The 19,479-nt window shown below is 68.4% G+C and carries 19 protein-coding genes and 1 pseudogene; 9 read left to right on the top strand and 11 right to left on the bottom strand.

Translation table 11 applies throughout. The features are described from left to right. Window positions 1-49: 49 nt before the first annotated feature. Window positions 50-1,105, bottom strand: a complete 1,056-nt coding sequence (locus QCD75_RS01865; RefSeq protein ID WP_301225149.1) for a zinc-dependent alcohol dehydrogenase family protein — start codon at window positions 1,103-1,105, stop codon at window positions 50-52. 188 nt (window positions 1,106-1,293) lie between these two features. On the opposite strand from QCD75_RS01865, the pseudogene QCD75_RS01860 reads away from it, so the two are divergent. Together QCD75_RS01860 and QCD75_RS01855 are read left to right on the top strand one after the other, a co-directional pair. Further along, window positions 1,294-1,748, top strand: a pseudogene (locus QCD75_RS01860) (3-hydroxyacyl-CoA dehydrogenase NAD-binding domain-containing protein); the annotation flags it as partial. Beyond that, complete coding sequence (locus QCD75_RS01855; protein WP_367400620.1) at window positions 1,728-2,153, top strand: 3-hydroxyacyl-CoA dehydrogenase family protein; 426 nt, start codon at window positions 1,728-1,730, stop codon at window positions 2,151-2,153. The pseudogene QCD75_RS01860 and the gene QCD75_RS01855, both read left to right, overlap by 21 nt. A gap of 109 nt (window positions 2,154-2,262) precedes the next feature. On the opposite strand, the gene QCD75_RS01850 is transcribed toward QCD75_RS01855, so the two are convergent. Genes QCD75_RS01850 through QCD75_RS01840 form a run of 3 tightly spaced genes read right to left on the bottom strand, consistent with a single transcriptional unit; the run spans window position 2,263 to window position 4,915 of the window. Next, a complete protein-coding gene (locus tag QCD75_RS01850) occupies window positions 2,263-3,447 on the bottom strand; it encodes an acetyl-CoA acetyltransferase (protein WP_301225145.1) in 1,185 nt (394 codons plus the stop codon). After that, complete coding sequence (locus tag QCD75_RS01845; RefSeq protein ID WP_301225143.1) at window positions 3,444-4,142, bottom strand: 3-oxoacid CoA-transferase subunit B; 699 nt, start codon at window positions 4,140-4,142, stop codon at window positions 3,444-3,446. The genes QCD75_RS01850 and QCD75_RS01845 overlap by 4 nt, the downstream gene beginning before the upstream one ends. Before the next feature lie 32 nt (window positions 4,143-4,174). After that, window positions 4,175-4,915 (bottom strand): CoA transferase subunit A, encoded by a 741-nt coding sequence (locus QCD75_RS01840; protein ID WP_301225141.1) that lies wholly within the window; start codon window positions 4,913-4,915, stop codon window positions 4,175-4,177. A gap of 200 nt (window positions 4,916-5,115) precedes the next feature. Between QCD75_RS01840 and QCD75_RS01835 the strand changes: the two genes are divergently transcribed. Beyond that, window positions 5,116-5,901 (top strand): IclR family transcriptional regulator, encoded by a 786-nt coding sequence (locus QCD75_RS01835; protein ID WP_301225139.1) that lies wholly within the window; start codon window positions 5,116-5,118, stop codon window positions 5,899-5,901. 218 nt (window positions 5,902-6,119) lie between these two features. Here QCD75_RS01835 and nadE read toward each other — a convergent pair whose 3' ends face one another. Next, window positions 6,120-6,941, bottom strand: coding sequence for an ammonia-dependent NAD(+) synthetase (gene nadE, locus QCD75_RS01830; RefSeq protein WP_301225136.1), 822 nt, complete (start codon window positions 6,939-6,941; stop codon window positions 6,120-6,122). 287 nt (window positions 6,942-7,228) lie between these two features. On the opposite strand from nadE, the gene QCD75_RS01825 reads away from it, so the two are divergent. After that, window positions 7,229-8,470, top strand: a complete 1,242-nt coding sequence (locus QCD75_RS01825) for an FAD-dependent oxidoreductase (protein ID WP_301225134.1) — start codon at window positions 7,229-7,231, stop codon at window positions 8,468-8,470. Window positions 8,471-8,571: 101 nt separating this feature from the next. Here the strand turns inward: QCD75_RS01825 and QCD75_RS01820 are convergent, their stop codons facing one another. Genes QCD75_RS01820 through acsA form a run of 5 tightly spaced genes read right to left on the bottom strand, consistent with a single transcriptional unit; the run spans window position 8,572 to window position 14,128 of the window. Then, on the bottom strand, window positions 8,572-8,814 hold the full coding sequence (locus QCD75_RS01820) for an acyl carrier protein (RefSeq protein WP_301225132.1): 243 nt from the start codon (window positions 8,812-8,814) through the stop codon (window positions 8,572-8,574). 41 nt (window positions 8,815-8,855) lie between these two features. Beyond that, complete coding sequence (locus QCD75_RS01815) at window positions 8,856-10,217, bottom strand: 2-oxo acid dehydrogenase subunit E2 (protein WP_301225130.1); 1,362 nt, start codon at window positions 10,215-10,217, stop codon at window positions 8,856-8,858. Window positions 10,218-10,224: 7 nt separating this feature from the next. Further along, window positions 10,225-11,205, bottom strand: a complete 981-nt coding sequence (locus QCD75_RS01810) for an alpha-ketoacid dehydrogenase subunit beta (protein WP_301225128.1) — start codon at window positions 11,203-11,205, stop codon at window positions 10,225-10,227. After that, window positions 11,202-12,239, bottom strand: a complete 1,038-nt coding sequence (gene pdhA / locus QCD75_RS01805) for a pyruvate dehydrogenase (acetyl-transferring) E1 component subunit alpha (protein ID WP_301225126.1) — start codon at window positions 12,237-12,239, stop codon at window positions 11,202-11,204. The genes QCD75_RS01810 and pdhA overlap by 4 nt, the downstream gene beginning before the upstream one ends. Then, window positions 12,236-14,128 (bottom strand): acetate--CoA ligase, encoded by a 1,893-nt coding sequence (gene acsA, locus QCD75_RS01800; RefSeq protein WP_301225124.1) that lies wholly within the window; start codon window positions 14,126-14,128, stop codon window positions 12,236-12,238. Before acsA ends, pdhA begins: the two co-directional genes overlap by 4 nt. Window positions 14,129-14,269: 141 nt before the next feature. On the opposite strand from acsA, the gene pyrE reads away from it, so the two are divergent. From pyrE to QCD75_RS01780, 4 genes are all read left to right on the top strand, one after another. Then, on the top strand, window positions 14,270-14,854 hold the full coding sequence (gene pyrE, locus QCD75_RS01795) for an orotate phosphoribosyltransferase (RefSeq protein WP_301225122.1): 585 nt from the start codon (window positions 14,270-14,272) through the stop codon (window positions 14,852-14,854). 92 nt (window positions 14,855-14,946) lie between these two features. After that, window positions 14,947-15,714, top strand: a complete 768-nt coding sequence (locus QCD75_RS01790) for a GAF and ANTAR domain-containing protein (protein WP_301225120.1) — start codon at window positions 14,947-14,949, stop codon at window positions 15,712-15,714. A gap of 107 nt (window positions 15,715-15,821) precedes the next feature. Next, complete coding sequence (locus QCD75_RS01785) at window positions 15,822-16,469, top strand: hypothetical protein (protein WP_301225118.1); 648 nt, start codon at window positions 15,822-15,824, stop codon at window positions 16,467-16,469. 85 nt (window positions 16,470-16,554) lie between these two features. Then, a complete protein-coding gene (locus tag QCD75_RS01780) occupies window positions 16,555-17,595 on the top strand; it encodes a thioesterase domain-containing protein (RefSeq protein WP_301225116.1) in 1,041 nt (346 codons plus the stop codon). A 9-nt stretch (window positions 17,596-17,604) separates the two neighbouring features. On the opposite strand, the gene QCD75_RS01775 is transcribed toward QCD75_RS01780, so the two are convergent. Then, window positions 17,605-18,459 (bottom strand): HAD-IIA family hydrolase, encoded by an 855-nt coding sequence (locus QCD75_RS01775; RefSeq protein ID WP_301225114.1) that lies wholly within the window; start codon window positions 18,457-18,459, stop codon window positions 17,605-17,607. A 94-nt stretch (window positions 18,460-18,553) separates the two neighbouring features. Between QCD75_RS01775 and QCD75_RS01770 the strand changes: the two genes are divergently transcribed. Beyond that, complete coding sequence (locus QCD75_RS01770) at window positions 18,554-19,234, top strand: TrmH family RNA methyltransferase (protein ID WP_301225416.1); 681 nt, start codon at window positions 18,554-18,556, stop codon at window positions 19,232-19,234. Window positions 19,235-19,479: the final 245 nt, after the last annotated feature.

The raw sequence follows: 19,479 nt of genomic DNA, 5'->3' as shown, positions 1-19,479 counted from the left end.
CCACACCCGGGCCCGCGCACCTGCCCGCGGCGCCGCCGTCGGACGCTCCTTAGGGGATCAGCAGGACCTTGATGGCGCGCCGCTCATCCATTGCGCGGTAGGCCTCCGGGGCTTCCTCCAGCGGCATCACAACGTCGAAGACGCGGCCCGGATTGATCGTGCCGGCGAGGACATCCGCCAGTAGTTCCGGGATGTAGGTCCGTGCCGGGGCCATGCCGCCGCCAATGGAGATGTTCGTGTCGAAGAGGTAGCGCAACGGGACCTCGCCGCCGCCGGTGGGGACGCCGACGAAGCCCAGCGCCCCGCCCGGACGGGTGCTGTGCAGCGCCTGTGCCATCGACTCCTTGGTCCCGACACACTCGAGGACGGAATCGGCGAGCACTCCGCCGAGGAGTTCGCGCACCCTGGCGACACCGTCGTCCCCGCGCTCCTCCACGATGTCGGTGGCCCCGAATTCGCGGGCGATCGCCTGCCGGTCGGCGTGGCGGGACATCGCGATGATCCGTTCCGCACCGAGCCGCCGGGCGGCCAGCACCCCGCAGAGCCCGACGGCGCCGTCGCCCACCACCACGACGGTCCGGCCCGGGCCGGCCTTCGCGGCGAGGGCCGCGTGGTGGCCGGTCGCCATGACGTCGGAGAGTGTGAGCAGGCTCTTCAGGAGGGCTTGGTCCGGTTCCGTGATCCCGGGAACCTTGACAAGGGTGGAGTCGGCGAGCGGGACGCGGACCGCCTGGCCCTGGCCGCCGTCGACGGCGTGGCCCGTGTCGTCCTTGCCGCCCCAGCCGGCCAGGTGCTCGCAGGCCACGGTGACGCCGTTGAGGCACTGGGGGCAGGCGCCGCAGCTGATCACGAACGGCGCGATCACAAGGTCTCCGACCGCCAGGCTGGTGATCCCGGAGCCGACGCTCTCCACGGTGCCGATAAACTCGTGACCAATCGCGGTGGGCTTGTGGATGGGCCGCACGCCGCGGTAGGGCCACAGGTCCGACCCGCAGACGCACGAGGCGGTGACCTTGACGACGACGTCGGTGGGCAACTGGACGGTGGGGTAGTCGCGGTCCTCGACCCGGATGTCACCGGGGGCGTGGATGATGGTGGCGCGCATGGGGGCTCCTCGGGTTGCAGGCTGGGCTGGGACTGAGTTTAGTCCTCCGCTTCCGATCACCACCCTGATCTACGGTTCGGCCCTTGTGCTTGCCGCCGTCCCTGCCCTTGTATTGATCGCCAGGGGCACCAGCACAAACGCCATCAACCTGCCGCCGCATCGCCGGCAGCCTCCTGAAAGGAATTGACATGACCTACACGCTCCCAGCCAACATCGCGGAACGGCCCATTACCGTCATCGGCGGCGGAACCCTGGGCCGGCGCATCGCCTTGATGCTTTCGCTCCAAGGCGCCGAAGTGCGCGTCTATGACACGGACCTCACCGTGGCCAAAGCCGCGATCGAGTACATCGCCACGCAGCGCCACCGCGCCGTGGAAGAGCTAGGCGGTAACCCGGCGGTCCGTCTTGCGGCGAGGGACAATCTCGCCGACGCCCTCCGGGATTCGTGGCTCGTGGTCGAGGCGGTCCCGAAAAGCTTGGCCTCAAGCAGGCAATCTTCGCTGACCTTGACCAGCTGGCCGCCCCGGACGCCGTGCTGGCCAGCAACTCTTCGTCGTTCGCTTCCTCGGAATTCATTGGCGGAGTGAACAGCCCGGAGCGTGTCCTGAACATGCACTTCTACATGCCGCCGGACGTGCGTTCGGTGGAGCTGATGTCCAGCGGCCAGACCGACCCGCAGATCATCGAGCTGCTCATGGCCGAGCTGCCGAAGTACGCGCTGGTCCCGCACCGGGTGCGCAAGCAGAGCACCGGGTTCATCTTCAACCGGATCTGGGCAGCGATCAAGCGCGAATCGCTCCTGGTCGTGGCCGAGGGCGTGGCCGAACCGCGCGACGTGGACGCCTTGTTCGCCGACGTCTTCAAGTCCGAAACCACTCCCTTCCGCTTTATGGACGAGGTGGGCCTGGACGTGGTCCTGGACATTGAGAACCACTACTGCGAACTGGCCGGGGTGGAGAACAAATCGGCTCCCATGCTGGAGGAATACATCGCGAACGGCTGGCTGGGAGTCAAGAGCGGCCGAGGCTTCTACAACGACTACACCTGACCCCCCACACCCCCGCCCCACCACAACAGCCAACGCGGGGTCAGATACGGCCCATTAAGCCCCCCGGCATGGGCGGTATCTGACCCCGCGTTGGTTCTTGCTGGTACTTCTAGACGGCTTCGAGGACGCTGACGTAGTTGGCGATCCCGACGCCGCCCATGTTCTGCACCGCAGCCCGGCGCGGGTTGGCCAGTTGCATGCCGCCAGCGGTGCCGGTGAGCTGCATCGCGGCGATGACATGCTGCGAGACGCCGGTGGCGCCCACGGGGTGGCCCTTGGCCTTGAGGCCGCCGGAGACGTTGATGGGCAGCTTGCCGTCCTTGAAGACCCAGCCTTCCTCGACAGCGCGGGCGCCCTGGCCCGGTTCGGTCAGCCCCATGGCCTCGTACATCAGCAGCTCGGCGATGGTGAAGCAGTCGTGCACCTCGGCGAAGTCCAGCTCATCGAGCCCGACGCCGGCCATCCCCAGCGCGCGCTGCCAGGAGGCACGCGTCGCGGTGAAGGCGGTGGGGTCCCGGCGCGCGGCGGGGAAGAAGTCGTTGGCCTGGCCGAAACCGGCGAGCCGGACGGGCGCGGTGACCCCGCCGGTCGGGGCGAGGCTCAGCACGACGGCGGCGGCGCCGTCGGACACGGGCGAGCAGTCGGTGCGGCGCAGCGGGTCCGCGACCATCGGGTTCTTGTCCGAGACGGTCCGGCAGAACTCCTCGCCGAGGTCCTTGCGGAGCTGGGCGTAGGGGTTGTCGACGCCGTTGCGGTGGTTCTTCGCGGCGATGGTGCCCAGCACGTCCGAAACCGGCCCGTAGCGCTTCTCGTAGTGCTTGGCCACCTCGGCAAACAGCCCGGTGAAGCCGGTGCTGGAGGCCTTGCCCGCCATGTCGTAGTCCGCGCCGAGCAGGGCAGCCCCGACGACGTCGGCCCCGGCCTGGGTCATCTTTTCGGCGCCGATCACGAGCACGGTCTTCGCGGTTCCGGCCAGCAGCGACTTGGTGCCCTGCTGGAACGCGGCGGACCCGGAGGCGCAGGCGTTCTCGACCCGGGTGGACGGGACGTTGGCCAGTTGCTCCGAGACCTGCAGGGCCAGCGAGGACGGGAACGCCAGCGGCATCATGCCGGAGTTGAACTGGCCGAGGTAGATTTCGTCAATCTGGCCCGGCTCGATCCCGGCGTTGCCGATCGCTTCCGTGGCGACCTGGACGATCAGGGATTCCAGGGTCTCGTCCGTGAGTTTGCCGAAGCGGCTGTGGCCCCATCCCGTCAGCAGGACATCTTTACCGAACTGTTCGCGCAGGCTCATGCCGTGGCTCCTTCAAGGGTGGGGGTGGTGTCGAGGGACGGGGCGAGGTCGAAGCCGGCTTCGGTCTTCCCGCGGAGTTCCTCCACGGTGACGCCGGGGGCGAGGCGGGTCAGCGTGAGCTGCCGGGCGCCGCCTGTTTGTTGGTCGACCTTCACCAGGTCAAACACCGCGAGGTCGCTGATGATGCGGTCAACACAGCTCAGTCCGGTCAGCGGCAGGGTGCATTCCGTGACGATCTTGGGAGTGCCGTCCTTGGCGTTGTGTTCGGTGAGGACCACGACGCGCGGGGTGCCGGCGACGAGGTCCATGGCGCCGCCCATGCCCTTGACCATTTTGCCGGGGATGGTCCAGTTGGCGAGGTCGCCGTTCCCGGAGACCTGCATGGCTCCCAGGATGGCGACCTTGACGTGGCCGCCGCGGATCATGCCGAAGGAGGCGGCGGAGTCGAAGATGCTGCCGCCGGGGAGGACCGTGACGGTCTGCTTGCCGGCGTTGATGAGGTCGGCGTCCTCCTCGCCCTCGTAGGGGAACGGCCCCATGCCGAGCAGCCCGTTCTCGCTCTGCAGGACGACGCGGACGCCGTCGCGCAGGTTGTTGGCGACCAGTGTGGGGATGCCGATGCCAAGGTTGACGTAGTCGCCGTCGTTGAGTTCTTCGGCCGCGATGGCGGCCATTTCATTCCGGGTCCAAGCCATGATGTTTCTCCTGAAGAAAGTAGGGGCGGCGCTCAGGCCGGAACAGGTGCAGTTTCCGCGGCGGCGGCGGCTTCGGTGCGGGGGCGGACCGTCCGCTGCTCGATGTCCTTGACCCGGGCGCTGGCCTGCACGAGGCGCTGGACGAAGACGCCGGGGGTGACGATGTGGTGCGGGTCCAGCTGGCCGGGCTCCACGATCACTTCGGCTTCGGCCACCGTCACGGTGCCGGCCGTGGCCACGACGGGGTTGAAGTTCTGGGCGGTGTAACGGTAGATCAGGTTGCCGTCGGTATCGGCGGTGTGCGCGTGCACCAGGGCCACGTCGGCCTTGATGGCGCGCTCCTGGACGAAAGTCTCGCCGTCGAACTCGGCGAGCGGCTTGCCTTCGGCGACAAGGGTCCCGACGCCCGTCTTGGTGTAGAACGCCGGGATGCCCGCGCCGCCGGCGCGGAGGCGCTCGGCGAGGGTGCCTTGCGGGGTGAACTCGACCTCCAGCTTGCCGGCCAGGTACTGCTCGGCAAAGAGTTTGTTCTCGCCCACATAGGAGGCGATGACCTTGCGGACTTGTCCGGCTTCGATCAGGAGGCCAAGGCCCTTGCCGTCCACGCCCATGTTGTTGGACACCACGGTGAGGTCTTTGACGCCGGAATCGCGCACCGCCTCGATCAGGTCGGCCGGGATGCCGCTGAGGCCAAAGCCTCCGACGGCGAGCGTCATGCCGTCCCGCAGTACGTCCTGCAGCGCGGCGGCCGCTCCGGATTTCAACTTCGACATCGCATCTCCTCATTGAGCTCTTGATGCAATCCACTTTGTGGACTGTTCCTCTGCTGTTGGAGCCTACGGTGCCGAAATAGGGGCTGTCAATGGACGACTTTAGCCCCGAACGTGCCGTTTTTACAGTGTGGACGGTAGACTGGGAGATGTCCACAATATGGATAGTTTGGGTGGATCTAACGCAAAGTCCGAGGAAAAAGATGTCTTCATTACCGGTCCAGGGCGCACAAGTCGTCAGCCGCGTCGCGTCCCTGCTGCGCATTGTCGGACGGAAACCCGAAGGTTCCCCGCTCGTGGAAGTCGTCAGGGAGTCCGGGCTCACCCGCCCCACCGTGCACCGGCTGCTTTCCTCGCTGGCCTCCGAGGGCCTGCTGGACCAGGACCCGCAGAGCGGCAACTGGGTGCTGGGCCCGGAGATCCTGCTGATGGGCTCCGTGGCCTCAACCCGCTTTCCGCTCGAGGACATTGCCCGGCCCAGCCTGCGCAGGCTCGCCGAGGAGACCGGCGAAAGCGCGTTCTTCTCCATCCGCCGCGCCGCCGAGACGGTGTGCCTGCTCCGGGAGGAGGGCAGCTTCCCGGTGCGGTCCTTCGTGCTGCACGAGGGGGTCCGCTTCCCGCTCGGGGTCGCATCCGCCGGCACCGCCATTATGGCGTTCCTCCCCGAGGCGGAGCAGGAGGAACTGTTCGCCGGCTGGGCCGCGCATGCGCGCGATTTCGCGGCCGCGCACACCGAGGCCCTGGTCCGGGAGAACCTGGCGAAGACGCGCCAGGCCGGCTACTCGGTCAATCCCGGGCTGGTTTTGGAGGGCAGCTGGGGGATGGGCGCGGCGGTCTTTGACCAGCGCGGCCGCCCCGCCTGGGCGTTGTCGCTGACCGGAATCGAGCCGCGTTTCAAGGGGGAACGGCAGGAGCTGCTGGGCCGCCTCCTGATGGAAGAGGCCCACCGGATCTCCACCCTGCTGCAGGGAACTGCAGGCGCCGTCTAGTGGGTGTCGCTTCGCGGACGCCGTCTATCTGGTGCCGCTTAGCGGGTGCCGGGGCCCAAGGTGTTGTGGGCTGCCGCGCAGGTCGAGTTCCGGCGTCGTGGCTTACCGGCTGCTGCCGCCGTCGCGGGGCACATCGACCCGGACGCGCCGGCTTTTGGCGGGGAAAGTGTCCAACCCGGGCTCAAAGTTCCCCCGCGCGGCCGGCATCCTGGCGCCGGCTACTTCCACCAAGTGTCGAAGATGGTGACGGGGACGGTGCGCTTGTGCCGGGTGCGGAGGTATTTCTGCTCGATCAGCTCGGCTGCGGCCACGGGGATGTCGTGGCCTTCGAGGTAGTCATCGATTGTGTCGTAGCTAAGGCCCAGTTCGTCCTCGTCGGTGCGGCCGGGCTGGCCGTCGAGGAGGTCGGCCGTGGGGACTTTTTCCCAGATCCGGGCCGGGGCGCCGAGTTCGGCGAGCAGGGCACGGTTCTGGCGCTTGTCCAGTCCGAACAGTGGCAGGATGTCGGCGCCGCCGTCGCCGTACTTGGTGAAGAATCCGGTGACTGATTCCGCGCCGTGGTCCGTTCCGATGACGAGGTAGTTGTGCTCGCCGGCGAGGGCGTACTGGGCGATCATGCGGGTGCGGGCCTTGGTGTTGCCCTTGTGGAAGTCGGAGATCCCGTTGCCGACGGTCTCCTCGAATTCGTCCTCGAAGCCGTCCACTGCGGCGGAGATGTTGAACGTCCACTCGGTCTTGGCCCGGATGAAGTCCAGGGCGGCCTGGGCGTCGTCCTCGTCGTGCTGCACGCCGTAGGGCAGGCGGACGGCGACGAAGTTTGCGTCCACACCTTCGGCTGCCAGCTCTTCGACGGCAAGCTGGGCAAGCCGACCCGCGAGGGAGGAGTCCAACCCGCCGGAAATCCCCAGGACGAAGCCCTTGGTGCGGGTCGCCTTGAGGTAGTCCTTGAGGAACGTGACGCGTTTGCGCACCTCCCCGGCGGGGTCGATCCGGGGCTGCACGCCCATTTCTTCAATGATTTTCGCCTGGAGTTCGCGCATGCCTCACAGCCTAGTCAGCAGTGTCAACCGGGCCCAACTATGTCCGTCCGGCTGGCGCTGCGGATCTCGGCCCGCGCGGCGCAAGAATGCCTCGCGCTACGCGAATACCGGCGCGCCGGATATTTGGCGCCGCGCGGGCCTGAAGCGCGGCGCGGGCCTGAAGCGACGCGCGGGCCTGAACCGGCCGCGCGTGTGTTGATGCGCCGCCTGAGCCGAAACCGCCCACGCGCCCGGAGCCGCCGCGAAATCCCCTCCCGCGGCACCCCGGGCAGGCGTAGCGTATGGCCATGGAGAAGACCGGATGCGTGGTGGTTGGCGGCGGGCCGGCCGGAATGATGCTGGGACTGCTGCTGGCCCGGGCCGGGGTGGACGTGACGGTGCTGGAGAAGCACGCGGACTTTTTCCGGGACTTCCGCGGCGACACGGTCCACGCCTCGACCATCAGGCTGATCGATGAACTGGGCCTCGGCGAGGAATTCCGGCGGCTGCCGCAGAGCCGGTTGAGCAACGTCGCCTTCCCGGTTCCGGGTGGGCCGCCGGTGACGGTGGGCAACTTTGATACGCTCCCGCCGCCCTACAACTACGTTGCCATGATGCCGCAATGGGACTTCCTGAATTTCCTGGCCGACGCCGCCGCGACGGAACCGTCATTTACCCTGCGGATGAATCACAGGGCCACGGCGCTGGTCCGCAACGGCGGCCGGGTGACCGGAGTCCGCTACCGGACCGCCGCGGGGGCAGAGGGCGAGCTCCGGGCGGATCTGGTGGTTGCGACGGACGGCCGCCATTCCACCCTGCGCGCCGCGGCCGGGCTGCCCCCGAAGGATTACCCGGTGCCGTTCGACGTCTGGTGGTTCCGCCTGCCGCGCCACGCCTCCGAGCCGGGCGCCGTGGCGGGAATCGTTCCTGCGTTCGGCCGGGGTGAGGCCCTGGTGGCGCTCAACCGCACCGATTATTACCAGATGGGGTACCTCGCACCGAAGGGCACGGACGCCCGGATCCAGGCCGAGGGCGTCGGGGGCTTCCGACGCCGGATCGCGGCGCTCCGCCCGGACCTCGCCGACCGGGTGGACGCCATCGCTTCGCTCGAGGAGCTGCACTGGCTCGACGTGCGGCTGGACCGGCTCCGCCAATGGCACATCAACGGGTTGCTCTGCATCGGCGATGCCGCGCATGCCATGTCCCCTGCCGGCGGGGTCGGGATCAACCTCGCCATCCAGGACGCCGTGGCCGCCGCGGATGTCCTGGCTTCGGCTCTGCTCCGCGGACGGGTGCCACGCACCGAGCTGGCCAAGGTCCAACGACGGCGGCAGAGGCCCACGGTAATCGTCCAGACCGTGCAGCGGATCCTGCACCGCCTGGTGTTCGGGCCGATCATGACCGGGCAGCGGTCGGGGGCGCCCGCAGTCCTGTTGTTCCTGGGCAGGCGCATCCCGGCCATCGGCAGGGTGATGCCACGCTTCATCGCCTTCGGGCCGCGGCCGGAGCACGCGCCCGCTTTCGCACGGCGTGCCCCGCAGCGCTCATAGGCGGGGCACGGCAGCCGGCGCACCCCGCGCACAGCCGGCTCACCCCGCGCACCCGCGGCGCCGCACGTTCTCCGGTCAGGCGCCCCAGGGGCACCGTGTGCTCAGCCGTGGGCTGCGAGGTAGCCGATCAGCCCTTTCACGGTAGACACCGCGGGGTAGTCCCGCTCCGGGATGTCGACGCCGGTGGCCGTGTCGATCGTTTCGACCAGCCGGAGGAAATCCAGCGAATCGAGTTCGAGGTCCTGCCTCAGCCGGGCGTCCTCGTCCACCTCGGCGAGGTCCACGTCCGGTGCCACCTTGCCGATCGCAGCCTGCACGGCCGCCCGGGCATCCTGTTCGTTCATGGTTCCTCCCGTTTCACGTTCCCGTTACGATCCCGCCCGGTTCACAGTTCGTCCGGCTTTTGCAGCAGCTCGTCGATCCGGGTCAGGTAGCGGCCACCGCGCAGCCCGTCGCTGACCCGGTGGTCTGCGGAGAGGGTGGCGATCACGGCGGGCCGGACGCCCAGCATCCCGTTCTGCGCCCACGGCTGTTCCATCACCCGGCCGAAGCCGACCATCGCGACCTGCGGGGGATAGATGACACCAAAGACGCTCTCCACGCCCAGATCCCCCAGATTGGTCACTGTGATGGTGGGATCCGCCATTTCGGCGCGCTGGAGCCGCCCGGCCCGGGCACGGCTGACGAGGTCACGGAGCTGCTCCATCAGCACGTCCACGGCCAGGGTGTCCGCGTCATGGATGGCGGGGGCCACGAGGCCGCCCTGGCGCAGGGCGACAGCGACGCCGAGGTGCACGGACGCGCTGGGCCGGAAGCCGTCGTCGTCGTCGTAAAAACCGTTGACCTCCGGCACTTCCTTGGCCGCAAGCGCCGCGGCCTTGAGCAGGAGTGCGGAAGGCACCAGCCGGGAGGCCACCGGCCGTTGCGCGTTGACGGACTGCATCCAGTCGACGGCGGCACGCAGGTCAAGCGTGGTGCTGAGGTAGTAGTGCGGGATGGTTTTTTTCGAGCGTGACATCAGGGTGCCGATGGCGCGGCGAAGGCTGGCGACGCGCTCCCTTGCTTCGGCGGTCCTCCCCGTGGCCGGAACTGCCGGAGCCGTTACTTCCTCCGGGACGCCGGCGACGGGCACCGCAGCTTCAGGGGGGAGTGCGGCCGCAGCGTGCTGCACGTCCGCCACGGTGACGGCGCCCTCCGGGCCGGTCCCGCTGACAGCGGAAAGATCGACGCCGAATTCGGCGGCGAGCCTCCGCGCCCGGGGGGAGGAGCGCACCCGCCCGGCGGACGGGATGGCGGCCACAGCGTGCTCCACATCTGCGCGCGTGATGGCGCCGCCCTTGCCGGTGCCGTGGATCCTGGCGGTATCGACGCCCAGCCGGTGTGCCAGGTGCCGCACCGGAGGGGCGATTGGTGGGGCCTCCTTGGCCGCGGCCGCCGTGGCGGGACCCGTCGTGGCGGTCCCCGAAGCGGCGGGTTTGGGGAGCGTGGGCGCGGGCGCCTCATGGCGCGGAGCGCCGACCTCGGCCGGGGTCTGGGTGATCCGGGCCAGCGGGGTTCCGATCGGCACCGTTTCGCCGAGGTCCACAAGCAGTTCGGCGACCACGCCCTCCTGGAAGGACTCCACGTCCATGACGGTCTTGTCCGTGTCCACCACCGCCACGAGGTCGCCGCGGCGGACGTAGTCGCCGGGCTTGACCAGCCATTCGACGATCTTTCCGTGCTCCATGTCCGCCCCGAGGGAAGGCATCAGGAACTCACCCACCGGCGCTGACCGCCTGCCTGGCCGCCGCAACGATCCGGTCCACCGACGGCAGCGCCGCGAGTTCCAGCTGCTTCGCGTAGGGGATCGGCACTTCGGCGCTGCAGACCCGGCCCACCGGGGCATCCAGGTCATAGAACGCGTTCTCGGTGATCCGGGCGCTGATTTCCGCGGAGATGCTTCCGCTGCGCCACCCTTCGTCCACGACGACGGCACGGTGGGTCCTGCGGACGGAGGCGAGGATGGCGGCCTCGTCGAGGGGACGGAGGGTGCGCAGGTCCAGCACCTCGGCGTCGATGCCCTCGGCCGCGAGCTGCTCGGCGGCGTCGAGCACGGCGGGAAGCGTTCCGCCGTAGGTGATCAGGGTGATGTCGGCGCCGGTCCGCCGGATCGCGGCGGTGTCAATGTCCACCGGTCCGGCATCGTCGTCGAGCTCCCCGGTCACGTTGTAGAGAGAGCCGTGTTCGAAGATCAGCACCGGATCCGGGTCCTCCAGCGCGGTCCACAGCATGCCGCGGGCGTCGGCCAGCGTGGCGGGGGCGAGGATGCGCAGGCCAGGGATGTGGGCGAACCATCCCTCCAGGCTGTGCGAGTGCTGGGCGCCGAGCTGGCGCCCGGCGCCCGTGGTCATCCGGATCACGATCGGGACGTTGAATTGTCCGCCGGACATGTGCAGCAGGCTCGCCGCGTTGTTTACGATCTGGTCAAGGGCCAGCAGGCTGAAATTGACGGTCATGATCTCCACGATGGGGCGCATTCCGGCCAGAGCCGCACCGATTCCGGCCCCCACGAAACCGGACTCCGAAAGTGGAGTGTCGCGGATGCGTTCCGGGCCGAACTCCTCCAGCAGCCCCAGGCTCACAGCGAAGGACCCGCCGTAGGAGCCCACGTCCTCGCCCATCAGGAAGACCCGTTCGTCGCGGAGCATGGCCTCGCGGATCCCGGCACGGAGCGCCTCGCGGTAGCTGGATTTCATGGCCCGCTCCGCCCGCTCCCAGCGCCTGCTCTGTCATCCCCGGCGCGCTCGCTGTAGACGAAACGGGTGAGGTCCTCCAGTGGTTCGGGCGTCCCGGCCTCGGCGAAGTCGACGGCGGCGGCTACCTCGGCGTCGGCGTCGGACTGCAGTTGTTCCCACTCCTGGGCCGTGAGCTGGCCGGCGGCCTCCATCGCGGCGCGCAGCAGGTTGATGGGGTCACGCTCGAGCCAGCGGACGACCTCGGCTTTGTCACGGTACCGTTCCGGGTCGAACATCGAGTGGGCCCGGAAACGGTAGGTGCGCAGCTCCAGAAAATGCGGTCCGCCGCCGGCACGGACTGCTTCGACGGCATGGCGGGCGGCGTCTTCGACGGCGACGACGTCCATGCCGTCCACGGCCCACGCCGCGATCTCGTAACCCGCGGCCTTGAGCGCGATGTCCGTCTGGGATTCCGAGCGGCCCAGCGCCGTCCCCATGGCGTAAAGGTTGTTTTCGCAGCAGAACAGCACGGGCAGCTGCCAGAGCGCGGCGAGATTGAGGCTCTCGTGGAATTCACCCTCCGCGACGGCGCCCTCGCCGAAGAAGCACACGGTGACGCGGGAGCGGCCGGACATCTTGTCTGCGAGAGCCATGCCGACGGCGAGCGGCAGCCCGCCGGCGACGATCGCGTTGCCCCCGTAGAAGCGGGTGGCGGCGTCGAACAGATGCATGGAGCCGCCCCGGCCCCGGCAGCAGCCCTCGACGTGGCCGTACATCTCGGCCAGGATCGCCCCGGCGGGAACCCCGCGGAGCAGGGCGTGGCCGTGTTCCCGGTAGGTGGCCAGGACGGCGTCCTCCGGGGCGAGGGTTTCCAGGACGCCGGCCGCCACCGCTTCCTCCCCTATGTAGACATGCAGGAAGCCGCGGATTTTGGCGGCGCTGTACAGCTCGACGCACTTTTCCTCCAGCCGTCGGACGCGCAGCATCTGCAGCAGCAGGTGGCGGCCGTGGGCCGGGTCCAGGGTCCGGACCGGCGGGTCGAGCGGCCCGGTCACGGCTGCACCTCCGGCCGCTGTCCGGCCGCTTCCGAGGCCCCTGGAAGGGAAGCCCCCGGTTCCGGTGGCCCAGGTTCCGCCGCCCCCGGAGGCGTCTCGATCGTGGAGGTGTCGCCCTCCGGCAGGCCGAGCTCGCGGGCCTTGAGCAGCCGCCGCAGGATCTTGCCGCTGCGCGTCCGGGGCAGGGCCGTGGTGAAGTCCAGCAGCCGGGGCGCCACCGCCGGGCCGAGCCGCTTGCGGGCGAATCCGATGATCTCCAGCTGCAGCTCCTCGGAGGGCTCCCAGCCCGGGCGCAGTTCCACGAAGGCCTTGACCACCTCGCCGGCCACCGGGTCCGGGACCCCGATCACCCCGGCTTCGGCCACGGCCTCGTGTTCCATCAGGGAGCTCTCCACCTCGAACGGGCCGATCAGGTGCCCCGAGGACTTGATGACGTCGTCGCCGCGGCCGACGAACCAGTAGTACCCGTCGGCGTCGCGCCTGGCCAGGTCGCCGGTGAGGTACCAGCCGCCCACGAAGCAACGCCGGTAGCGCTCCTCCTCGTGCAGGTAGCCGCGGAACATGGAGGGCCAGCCCGGCCGCAGGGCCAGCTCGCCGACTGCGTCCGGCTCCGTCACCAGGACCGCCTCGGCGTCGCGGACGATCGGCTTGTCCTGGGCGTCACGGGCCACGATGCCCGCCTGGACACCGGGCAGCGGCCGGCCCATCGAGCCGGGGCGGATCTCGGTGGCCGCGTAGTTGGAGATCATGATGCCGCCGGTTTCGGTCTGCCACCAGTTGTCATGCACGGGCTGGCCGAATGCCTGCTGGCCCCAGACGACGACCTCTGGGTTGAGCGGCTCGCCGACGCTGGCGACGAACCGCAGGGCGGAGAGGTCGTGGCCCTGGGCGCGGTCCGCCCCGGCCTTCATCAGCATCCGCAGCGCTGTCGGGGCGGTGTACCAGACCGTGACGTGCTGTTCGGCCAGGATCCGGTACCAGCGGTCCGCGTCCATCTCCTCCTCGTCCACGATCGTCGTGACCCCGTGGGTCAACGGCGCGATCACGCCATAGGAGGTTCCTGTGACCCAGCCGGGGTCGGCCGTGCACCAGTAGATGTCTTCCGGGTGCAGGTCCAGGGCGGAGGTGCCGGTCGCGTGGTGGGCCGTGACGGCGTCGTGCACGTGGATGGCGCCCTTCGGGGTTCCGGTGGTGCCGGACGTGAAGTGCAGCAGGGCCATGTCCTCCGCCTGCGTCGCGGCGATTTCGGCCTCCGCCGGTGCGGCGCGCATCAGCGCGGCGAGGTCCAGTGTCCCCGGGTCCGGGTGGCCGTCGGCGTCGGTCAGCAGGACGTGCTGGAGCTCCGGGAGTGAGCCGCGGAGCTGTGCGATCTTCCTGCGGTAGAGGGCCCGGGTGGTGACCAGGGCGCGGCCGGAACCCAGCTGCAGCCGCTGCCGCACGGGCTCGGGGCCGAAGGCCGAGAAGAGCGGGCAGAACACGCTCGCGTTCTTGAGGGTGCCGAGCACCGCGATGTAGAGCGCCGGGCCGCGGCCGGTGAGCGAGAAGACCCGCTCGCCGCGACCGATGCCGAGGCTGCGGAGCACCCCGGCGAAGCGGTTGGTTTGTTCTGCCAGTTCGGCGAAAGTCAACGAGTGGCTGCTGCCGTCGGCCCGGATGAACCGCAGCGCCTCGTGGCCGGCGTGCCCCCCGGCGGCGTGCCGGTCCACCGCCTCATAGGCGATGTTGACGCCGCGGCCACCGGGCAGCCCGGACAGTTCGTGGCGGGCTTCGTCCCAGGAAAAACCCGAACACGCCGCGTCATAGTCCACCAGGTTCGGCCGGACCCGGAAGCTGCCGACGTCCTTGGGGATGGTGGGCCAGCGGGTCGATGGTTCCGTTCCTGCCGTCATGGTTCCATCGGACTCCCGCCCGGCTGGGGTGCCTAGAGGACAAAGGCCCGACGGGTACTTCCCGGCGGTCTCCGGCAGGCGGCCCGACATCTAAGCGGCCGGCGGGGGATCCGTTACCTCCCAGCCACTAAACTGGGTCCCATGACTGCCAACAGTGCCCCTGCAGCTGACGCCGCTGCCGCCCGTGCCCGCCTGCTTGAACTGATCAAGGAGCTGGCCGTCGTCCGCGGCAAGGTCATCCTCTCCAGCGGCGCCGAGGCCGACTACTACATCGACCTGCGCCGGATCACGCTGCACCATGAGGCGTCCAAACTCGTCGGCCAGGTCATGCTCTCGCTGCTGGACGACGCCGGGATCGACTTTGAGTGCGCCGGCGGCCTCACCATGGGCGCCGACCCGGTGGGCACCGCGGTGATGCACACCGCTGTCGACGCCGGACGCCCTGTGGACGCCTTCGTGGTCCGCAAGGCGCAGAAGTCCTACGGCATGGGCCGCCAGGTGGAAGGCCCGTCCGTCGAGGGCCGCAAGGTGCTGGTGCTTGAGGACACGTCCACCACCGGCGGCTCCGCGCTGACCGCCGTCGAAGGCGTCCGCAAGGCCGGCGGCAACGTCGTCGCCGTCGCCGTGATTGTGGACCGCGACACCGGTGCCAAGGAAAAGATCGAGGCAGAGGCTGGGGTTCCCTACCTCTTCGCCTTTGGCAAGGACGAACTCGGCCTCAGCTAGGCCGTTCGTCCCCCAGCGGACGCGTGTGGACGGTGGATTGGCCGTGATTTATCATTTTCTAGTAGCCACCAGACCCCCGGAGACCACGCGCCATGCTCCTTCCCGAAGAGATCCTCGAACCCCTCAGCACCGTTGACCAGATCCAGAACCTGATCCTGGACAGCGCCGATTTCGAGGACTTCCTCAATGAACTGGCACGGTTTTCCGCCCACCAGGTGGCGGGGGCCGGCGACGACGCCCTGTGCGGCATCACGCTGTTGCGGGACCGCAAGGCCGCGACCATCGGCTGGAGCAGCGACTCCGCCCGCGAGGTGGATGAGATCCAGTACCGGCTCTCGCAGGGCCCGTGCCTGACGGCGGCGCAGGAGGAACGCGAAGTCTACGTCCCGGACCTGTTTGATGAGGACCGCTGGGGGCCGGACTACGCCAGTGCCGTCGCTTCGCACGGCCTCCGCTCGGTGCTCTCCGTGCCGTTCCATCTGCAGGGCGACGCCCAGGCGGCACTGAACCTGTATTCGGACGTGCCGCACAAATTCGACGGCGATGTTGCCGCCCGGGCGCGCGGCTACACCCGGGAGATCTCCCAGGCGCTGCGCCTGGCCGTCCGCTTCTCCCTGCACACCGACAGTGCCACCAACCTCCGCGCTACCCTCGAATCCCGCACCGTGATCGACATGGCGATCGGGATTGTCATGGCACAGAACCGCTGTGACCAGAAGACAGCGGTCAGGATCCTCACCGACGCGTCCAGCAATGGCAACGTCAAGCTGCGTGACATCGCCGCTTCCCTGGTCCAGTCCGTGGGCGGCACCGCGACCCGCACCCATTTCGAGGAACCCGGCCGGAGAGTGGCGGGCTGAACCGGTAGCGCCATATGACTTGTGCGCACCTTCGGCGGCCTATAACCTGAATGAGGTTGAGCCGTCGGCCATAGACACCCTTTTTTGGAGTACCTATGGACAACTCGTTGAACGCTCAAGTTAAGCTGGACATCGCCTCGGATGTCGTCCGGATGGACGTCCGGGGGAGCCTGACGCAGCTCTCCCGCCCCACCTTGATGCAGCTGGTTTCCCGCGTCCGCCGGCTGGGCATCACCTCGCACATCCGGGTGAATCTCGGCCTCGCGACCTTTGTGGAATCCGCCGCTCTCGCAGGGCTCCGCAGTGACCTCAACGTAATCGACGGCGCCGCAGGGCTTGTGGACATGGCCGGCGCCTTGCCGAGCTCGTTCGGTGTCTCCCTGGAACTTGACCCGTTCGTGGAAAACATCGCCGCCGCGCTCCCGTCCCTCGATCTGTCGACGGAGTTCACCGCATCCATTGACACCTCTGGAACGCGGCCGCTGAACGTGTACTCCGACGACGAACTTCTGGCCGCCAGTGACTCCGTCTTCGGGCTGCTGGACAACCCGGCGGACATGGCCCGATCCCAGCTCCTCGCGACCTATGACGAAATCGGCCTGGAAATCAGCCGCCGCCAGGTCGGCATCGACACCGTCCAGCGCGGCGCCGGCCAGGAAATCAGCCGCCCCGCAGCGGGCAACAGCAGCATCGAGCGCGCAAATGTCCGCATAACCAGCCTCCCCGAAGCGGACCGGGAACCGGAACCGGTGTAGCCACGCGCCCAGCCGCCGGGCTGTGGCCGAGCTGTTATCCGGCGTCGTTTTCTTATCCGTGTTCCTCCGTGGCTACGGTAGAGATGTGCCGCGTGAGCCGGAGGTTGAGGACGCGGGCGGGGCCAGCGAGGCCGACGCCCGGGTGCTGCGGCATGCCGCGGAACTGAAGAGATTTTCCCGGCGGGGTTTCCTGACCGGCGCCGGTGCCGCCTCGGTGCTGGCGGCCGACATGCTGTTCACCCGGCGGGTGCAGGCCGAACGACGCGTCCACAAGATCCTCACGGTGCCGGACCAGACGGCCGAGAAGTACTTCCCCAACGCCAGCTGGTTCCTCTTTCCCGGCTACAAGACGAGCTGGGAGGAGGCCCAGTGGATCCTCAACGCGCTGCGCGGGGCGCTGAACAAGCGCGGCCAGCTCGCCGCCGTCGGATACTCCAACGTGGGCATCGACATCGACCAGATCGTGATCGCCATCGTCGAGCACGCGCGGGCCCACCAGCTCACCAAGTTCTACTTCTATGGCCACAGCTTCGGCGGAATGGTGGCAACCCAGGCCGCCGCCCGGCTCCGGGAGCTCCATGGCATTGAGGTGGCCTTCATCCTGCTGGATTCCAGCCCCTACAGCAAGCACGACGTGCTGGACCAAAGCTGGTTTGAGGGGGTGGTGTTCCTGTACGAGAGCGGCTTCCGGTTCCCCTCGGTGCTGCGCGGCGGCTACGAACTGGGCGAGCGGATGCTGAACAAGGACGAGCGCAGCTGGGGGCAGGTCCTGGACCAGACGATGGAACAGCTCTCGCCGATCGCCCCCTCCAGCGTGCTGATCCAGTCCGAGTCCGCCTACATCTACCACTTCGACGCCACCCGTTTCGCGGGAAAGCTGGGCGGGACCCGGATGGCCTTCATCGGCAACCCCCGCGACCGGACCGTGGACTACGAGAGCGCCCGGGACTCCTGGTCGCTGACCTTCAAGGACAACATGGCCTCGGACTCCCTGCGGACGGACGGCGCCCGGCCGGCGCACGCCAGCCCGGGCTGGAGTCCCTTCGTCTACCGGCCGATCATCGAGGAACTCGAGGACGAACTCTTCCCGCTGCCCTCCGGCGGAGGCAAAAAAACCGCCATCTGATGCGCGGACCTAGATCTGGTTCTTCAGGTCCGCCACGGAGTTCAGGATCTGGTTGGGCCGGAACGGGTACGCGGCGATGTCGTCCTTGTGGGTGATGCCGCTGAGCACCAGCACCGTGTGCAGCCCCGCTTCCATGCCGGCGATGATGTCGGTGTCCATCCGGTCACCGATCATGGCGGTGGTTTCCGAATGCGCGTCGATCTGGTTCATGGCCGAGCGGAACATCATCGGGTTCGGCTTGCCCACAATGTAGGGCTCCCGGCCCGTCGCCTTCGTGATGAGCGCCGCGATGGCGCCGGTGGCAGGCATCGGCCCATCCTTCGAGGGCCCGGTGGCGTCCGGGTTGGTCGCGATGAACCTCGCGCCGCCCAGGATCAGCCGGATGGCCATGGTGATGGCTTCAAAGGAGTAGGTCCGGGTTTCGCCGAGCACCACGAAGTCCGGGTCCTGGTCGGTGAGGATAAAGCCGGCCTCGTGCAGCGCCGTCGTGAGGCCCGCCTCGCCGATCGTGTAGGCGCGGTTGCCCGAATCCGAGCCGCGGACCTGGTCCTTGAGGAACTGGGCGGTGGCCAGGGCCGAGGTCCAGATATTCTCCTCGGGAATTTCCAGGCCCGAGCTCTTCAGCCGTGCGGCGAGGTCCCGCGGCGTAAAGATGGAATTGTTGGTCAGGACGAGGAAGCGCTTTGAGGTGTCCACCCAGCGCTGGATGAGTTCAGCGGCGCCCGGGATGGGCTGGTTTTCGTGGACCAGGACACCGTCCATGTCGGTCAGCCAGCACTCAATCTCCTGGCCGCTGCGGTACACGGATTTTGTTGAACGCACTTGGTCCGGGTTGTCCCTGTGCTCTGCCTGCTGCTCCGCCATGCTGTCCTCCGCCGATAATGTGCCGATGCCAGTCCCAGTCTAATGTTGAGTCGTGACTGAACCCGAGATTCCCAGCGAAACCCTTTCCGGCAGCTTGACCGCAAAAGAGGGCGGGACGGCGGCCGGGGCAGCTGCCGGGACGGAGGCCGATGCGGAGCCCAAGGCGGAGGTCGGCGTCGGGCCCTGGGAAGGGGAACTGCCGCAGGGGGAGCACTGGGATCCGGACCTCCTGGCGGACGGCGACCGGCGCAACGTGGTGGACAAGTACCGCTACTGGAAGCACGAGGCGATCGTGGCGGACCTCGACGCCAGGCGCCACAACTTCCATATCGCGATTGAAAACTGGCAGCACGACATGAACATCGGTACCGTCGTGCGCACCGCCAATGCGTTCCTCGCCAAGGAAGTTCACATCATTGGACGACGCCGGTGGAACCGCCGCGGGGCCATGGTCACCGACCGCTATCAGCACATCCGCCACCACCCCACCGTCGCGGACTTCGTGGCCTGGGCACAGGGGGAGGGGCTGGCGATCATCGGGATCGACATCTTCCCGGACTCCGTGCCGCTGGAGACCTACGAACTGCCCAGGGACTGCGTGCTGGTGTTCGGCCAGGAGGGCCCGGGGCTGTCCCCCGAGGTCCACGAAGCCGCGGTGGACACCCTGTCGATCGAGCAGTTCGGCTCCACCCGGTCGATCAACGCCGCCTCGGCCGCGGCCATCGCGATGCACGCCTGGATCCGCCGGCACGTCTTCAGCCAGCTCCCGGGCTAGCATGGGCCTGGCGGTACCTGCCCTTAACCCGCGGGGAACCGCGGCGGAACCCGCCGGACACCCAGGCGAAGCCGGATATTACAGGCCCGAGTGACCGGAAACACTGCCCCCGGCGCAGGAATGGCTAGGATGGTTCCTAGCCGACGAGGTTCACTCCAGGGTCAACCAGCCCGCAGACGAAATTCACTTTAGGAGTCAGCATGCCCATTGCAACCCCAGAGATCTACTCCGAGATGATCGACCGC

Origin of the sequence: Arthrobacter sp. PsM3 (assembly GCF_030433895.1) — a bacterium.
Taxonomy (GTDB): domain Bacteria; phylum Actinomycetota; class Actinomycetes; order Actinomycetales; family Micrococcaceae; genus Arthrobacter.
The sequence above is the reverse complement of the archived record's forward strand: the minus strand, read 5'-3'. Positions and strand labels throughout refer to the sequence as shown.

Excerpts from the sequence above, each read along its gene's own strand:
- QCD75_RS01865 (WP_301225149.1), bottom strand. The coding sequence starts at position 1,105 with ATGCGCGCCACCATCATCCACGCCCCCGGTGACATCCGGGTCGAGGAC.
- QCD75_RS01855 (WP_367400620.1), top strand. The coding sequence starts at position 1,728 with ATGCCGCCGGACGTGCGTTCGGTGGAGCTGATGTCCAGCGGCCAGACC.
- QCD75_RS01850 (WP_301225145.1), bottom strand. The coding sequence starts at position 3,447 with ATGAGCCTGCGCGAACAGTTCGGTAAAGATGTCCTGCTGACGGGATGG.
- QCD75_RS01845 (WP_301225143.1), bottom strand. The coding sequence starts at position 4,142 with ATGGCTTGGACCCGGAATGAAATGGCCGCCATCGCGGCCGAAGAACTC.
- QCD75_RS01840 (WP_301225141.1), bottom strand. The coding sequence starts at position 4,915 with ATGTCGAAGTTGAAATCCGGAGCGGCCGCCGCGCTGCAGGACGTACTG.
- QCD75_RS01835 (WP_301225139.1), top strand. The coding sequence starts at position 5,116 with ATGTCTTCATTACCGGTCCAGGGCGCACAAGTCGTCAGCCGCGTCGCG.
- nadE (WP_301225136.1), bottom strand. The coding sequence starts at position 6,941 with ATGCGCGAACTCCAGGCGAAAATCATTGAAGAAATGGGCGTGCAGCCC.
- QCD75_RS01825 (WP_301225134.1), top strand. The coding sequence starts at position 7,229 with ATGGAGAAGACCGGATGCGTGGTGGTTGGCGGCGGGCCGGCCGGAATG.
- QCD75_RS01820 (WP_301225132.1), bottom strand. The coding sequence starts at position 8,814 with ATGAACGAACAGGATGCCCGGGCGGCCGTGCAGGCTGCGATCGGCAAG.
- QCD75_RS01815 (WP_301225130.1), bottom strand. The coding sequence starts at position 10,217 with ATGCCTTCCCTCGGGGCGGACATGGAGCACGGAAAGATCGTCGAATGG.
- QCD75_RS01810 (WP_301225128.1), bottom strand. The coding sequence starts at position 11,205 with ATGAAATCCAGCTACCGCGAGGCGCTCCGTGCCGGGATCCGCGAGGCC.
- acsA (WP_301225124.1), bottom strand. The coding sequence starts at position 14,128 with ATGACGGCAGGAACGGAACCATCGACCCGCTGGCCCACCATCCCCAAG.
- pyrE (WP_301225122.1), top strand. The coding sequence starts at position 14,270 with ATGACTGCCAACAGTGCCCCTGCAGCTGACGCCGCTGCCGCCCGTGCC.
- QCD75_RS01790 (WP_301225120.1), top strand. The coding sequence starts at position 14,947 with ATGCTCCTTCCCGAAGAGATCCTCGAACCCCTCAGCACCGTTGACCAG.
- QCD75_RS01775 (WP_301225114.1), bottom strand. The coding sequence starts at position 18,459 with ATGGCGGAGCAGCAGGCAGAGCACAGGGACAACCCGGACCAAGTGCGT.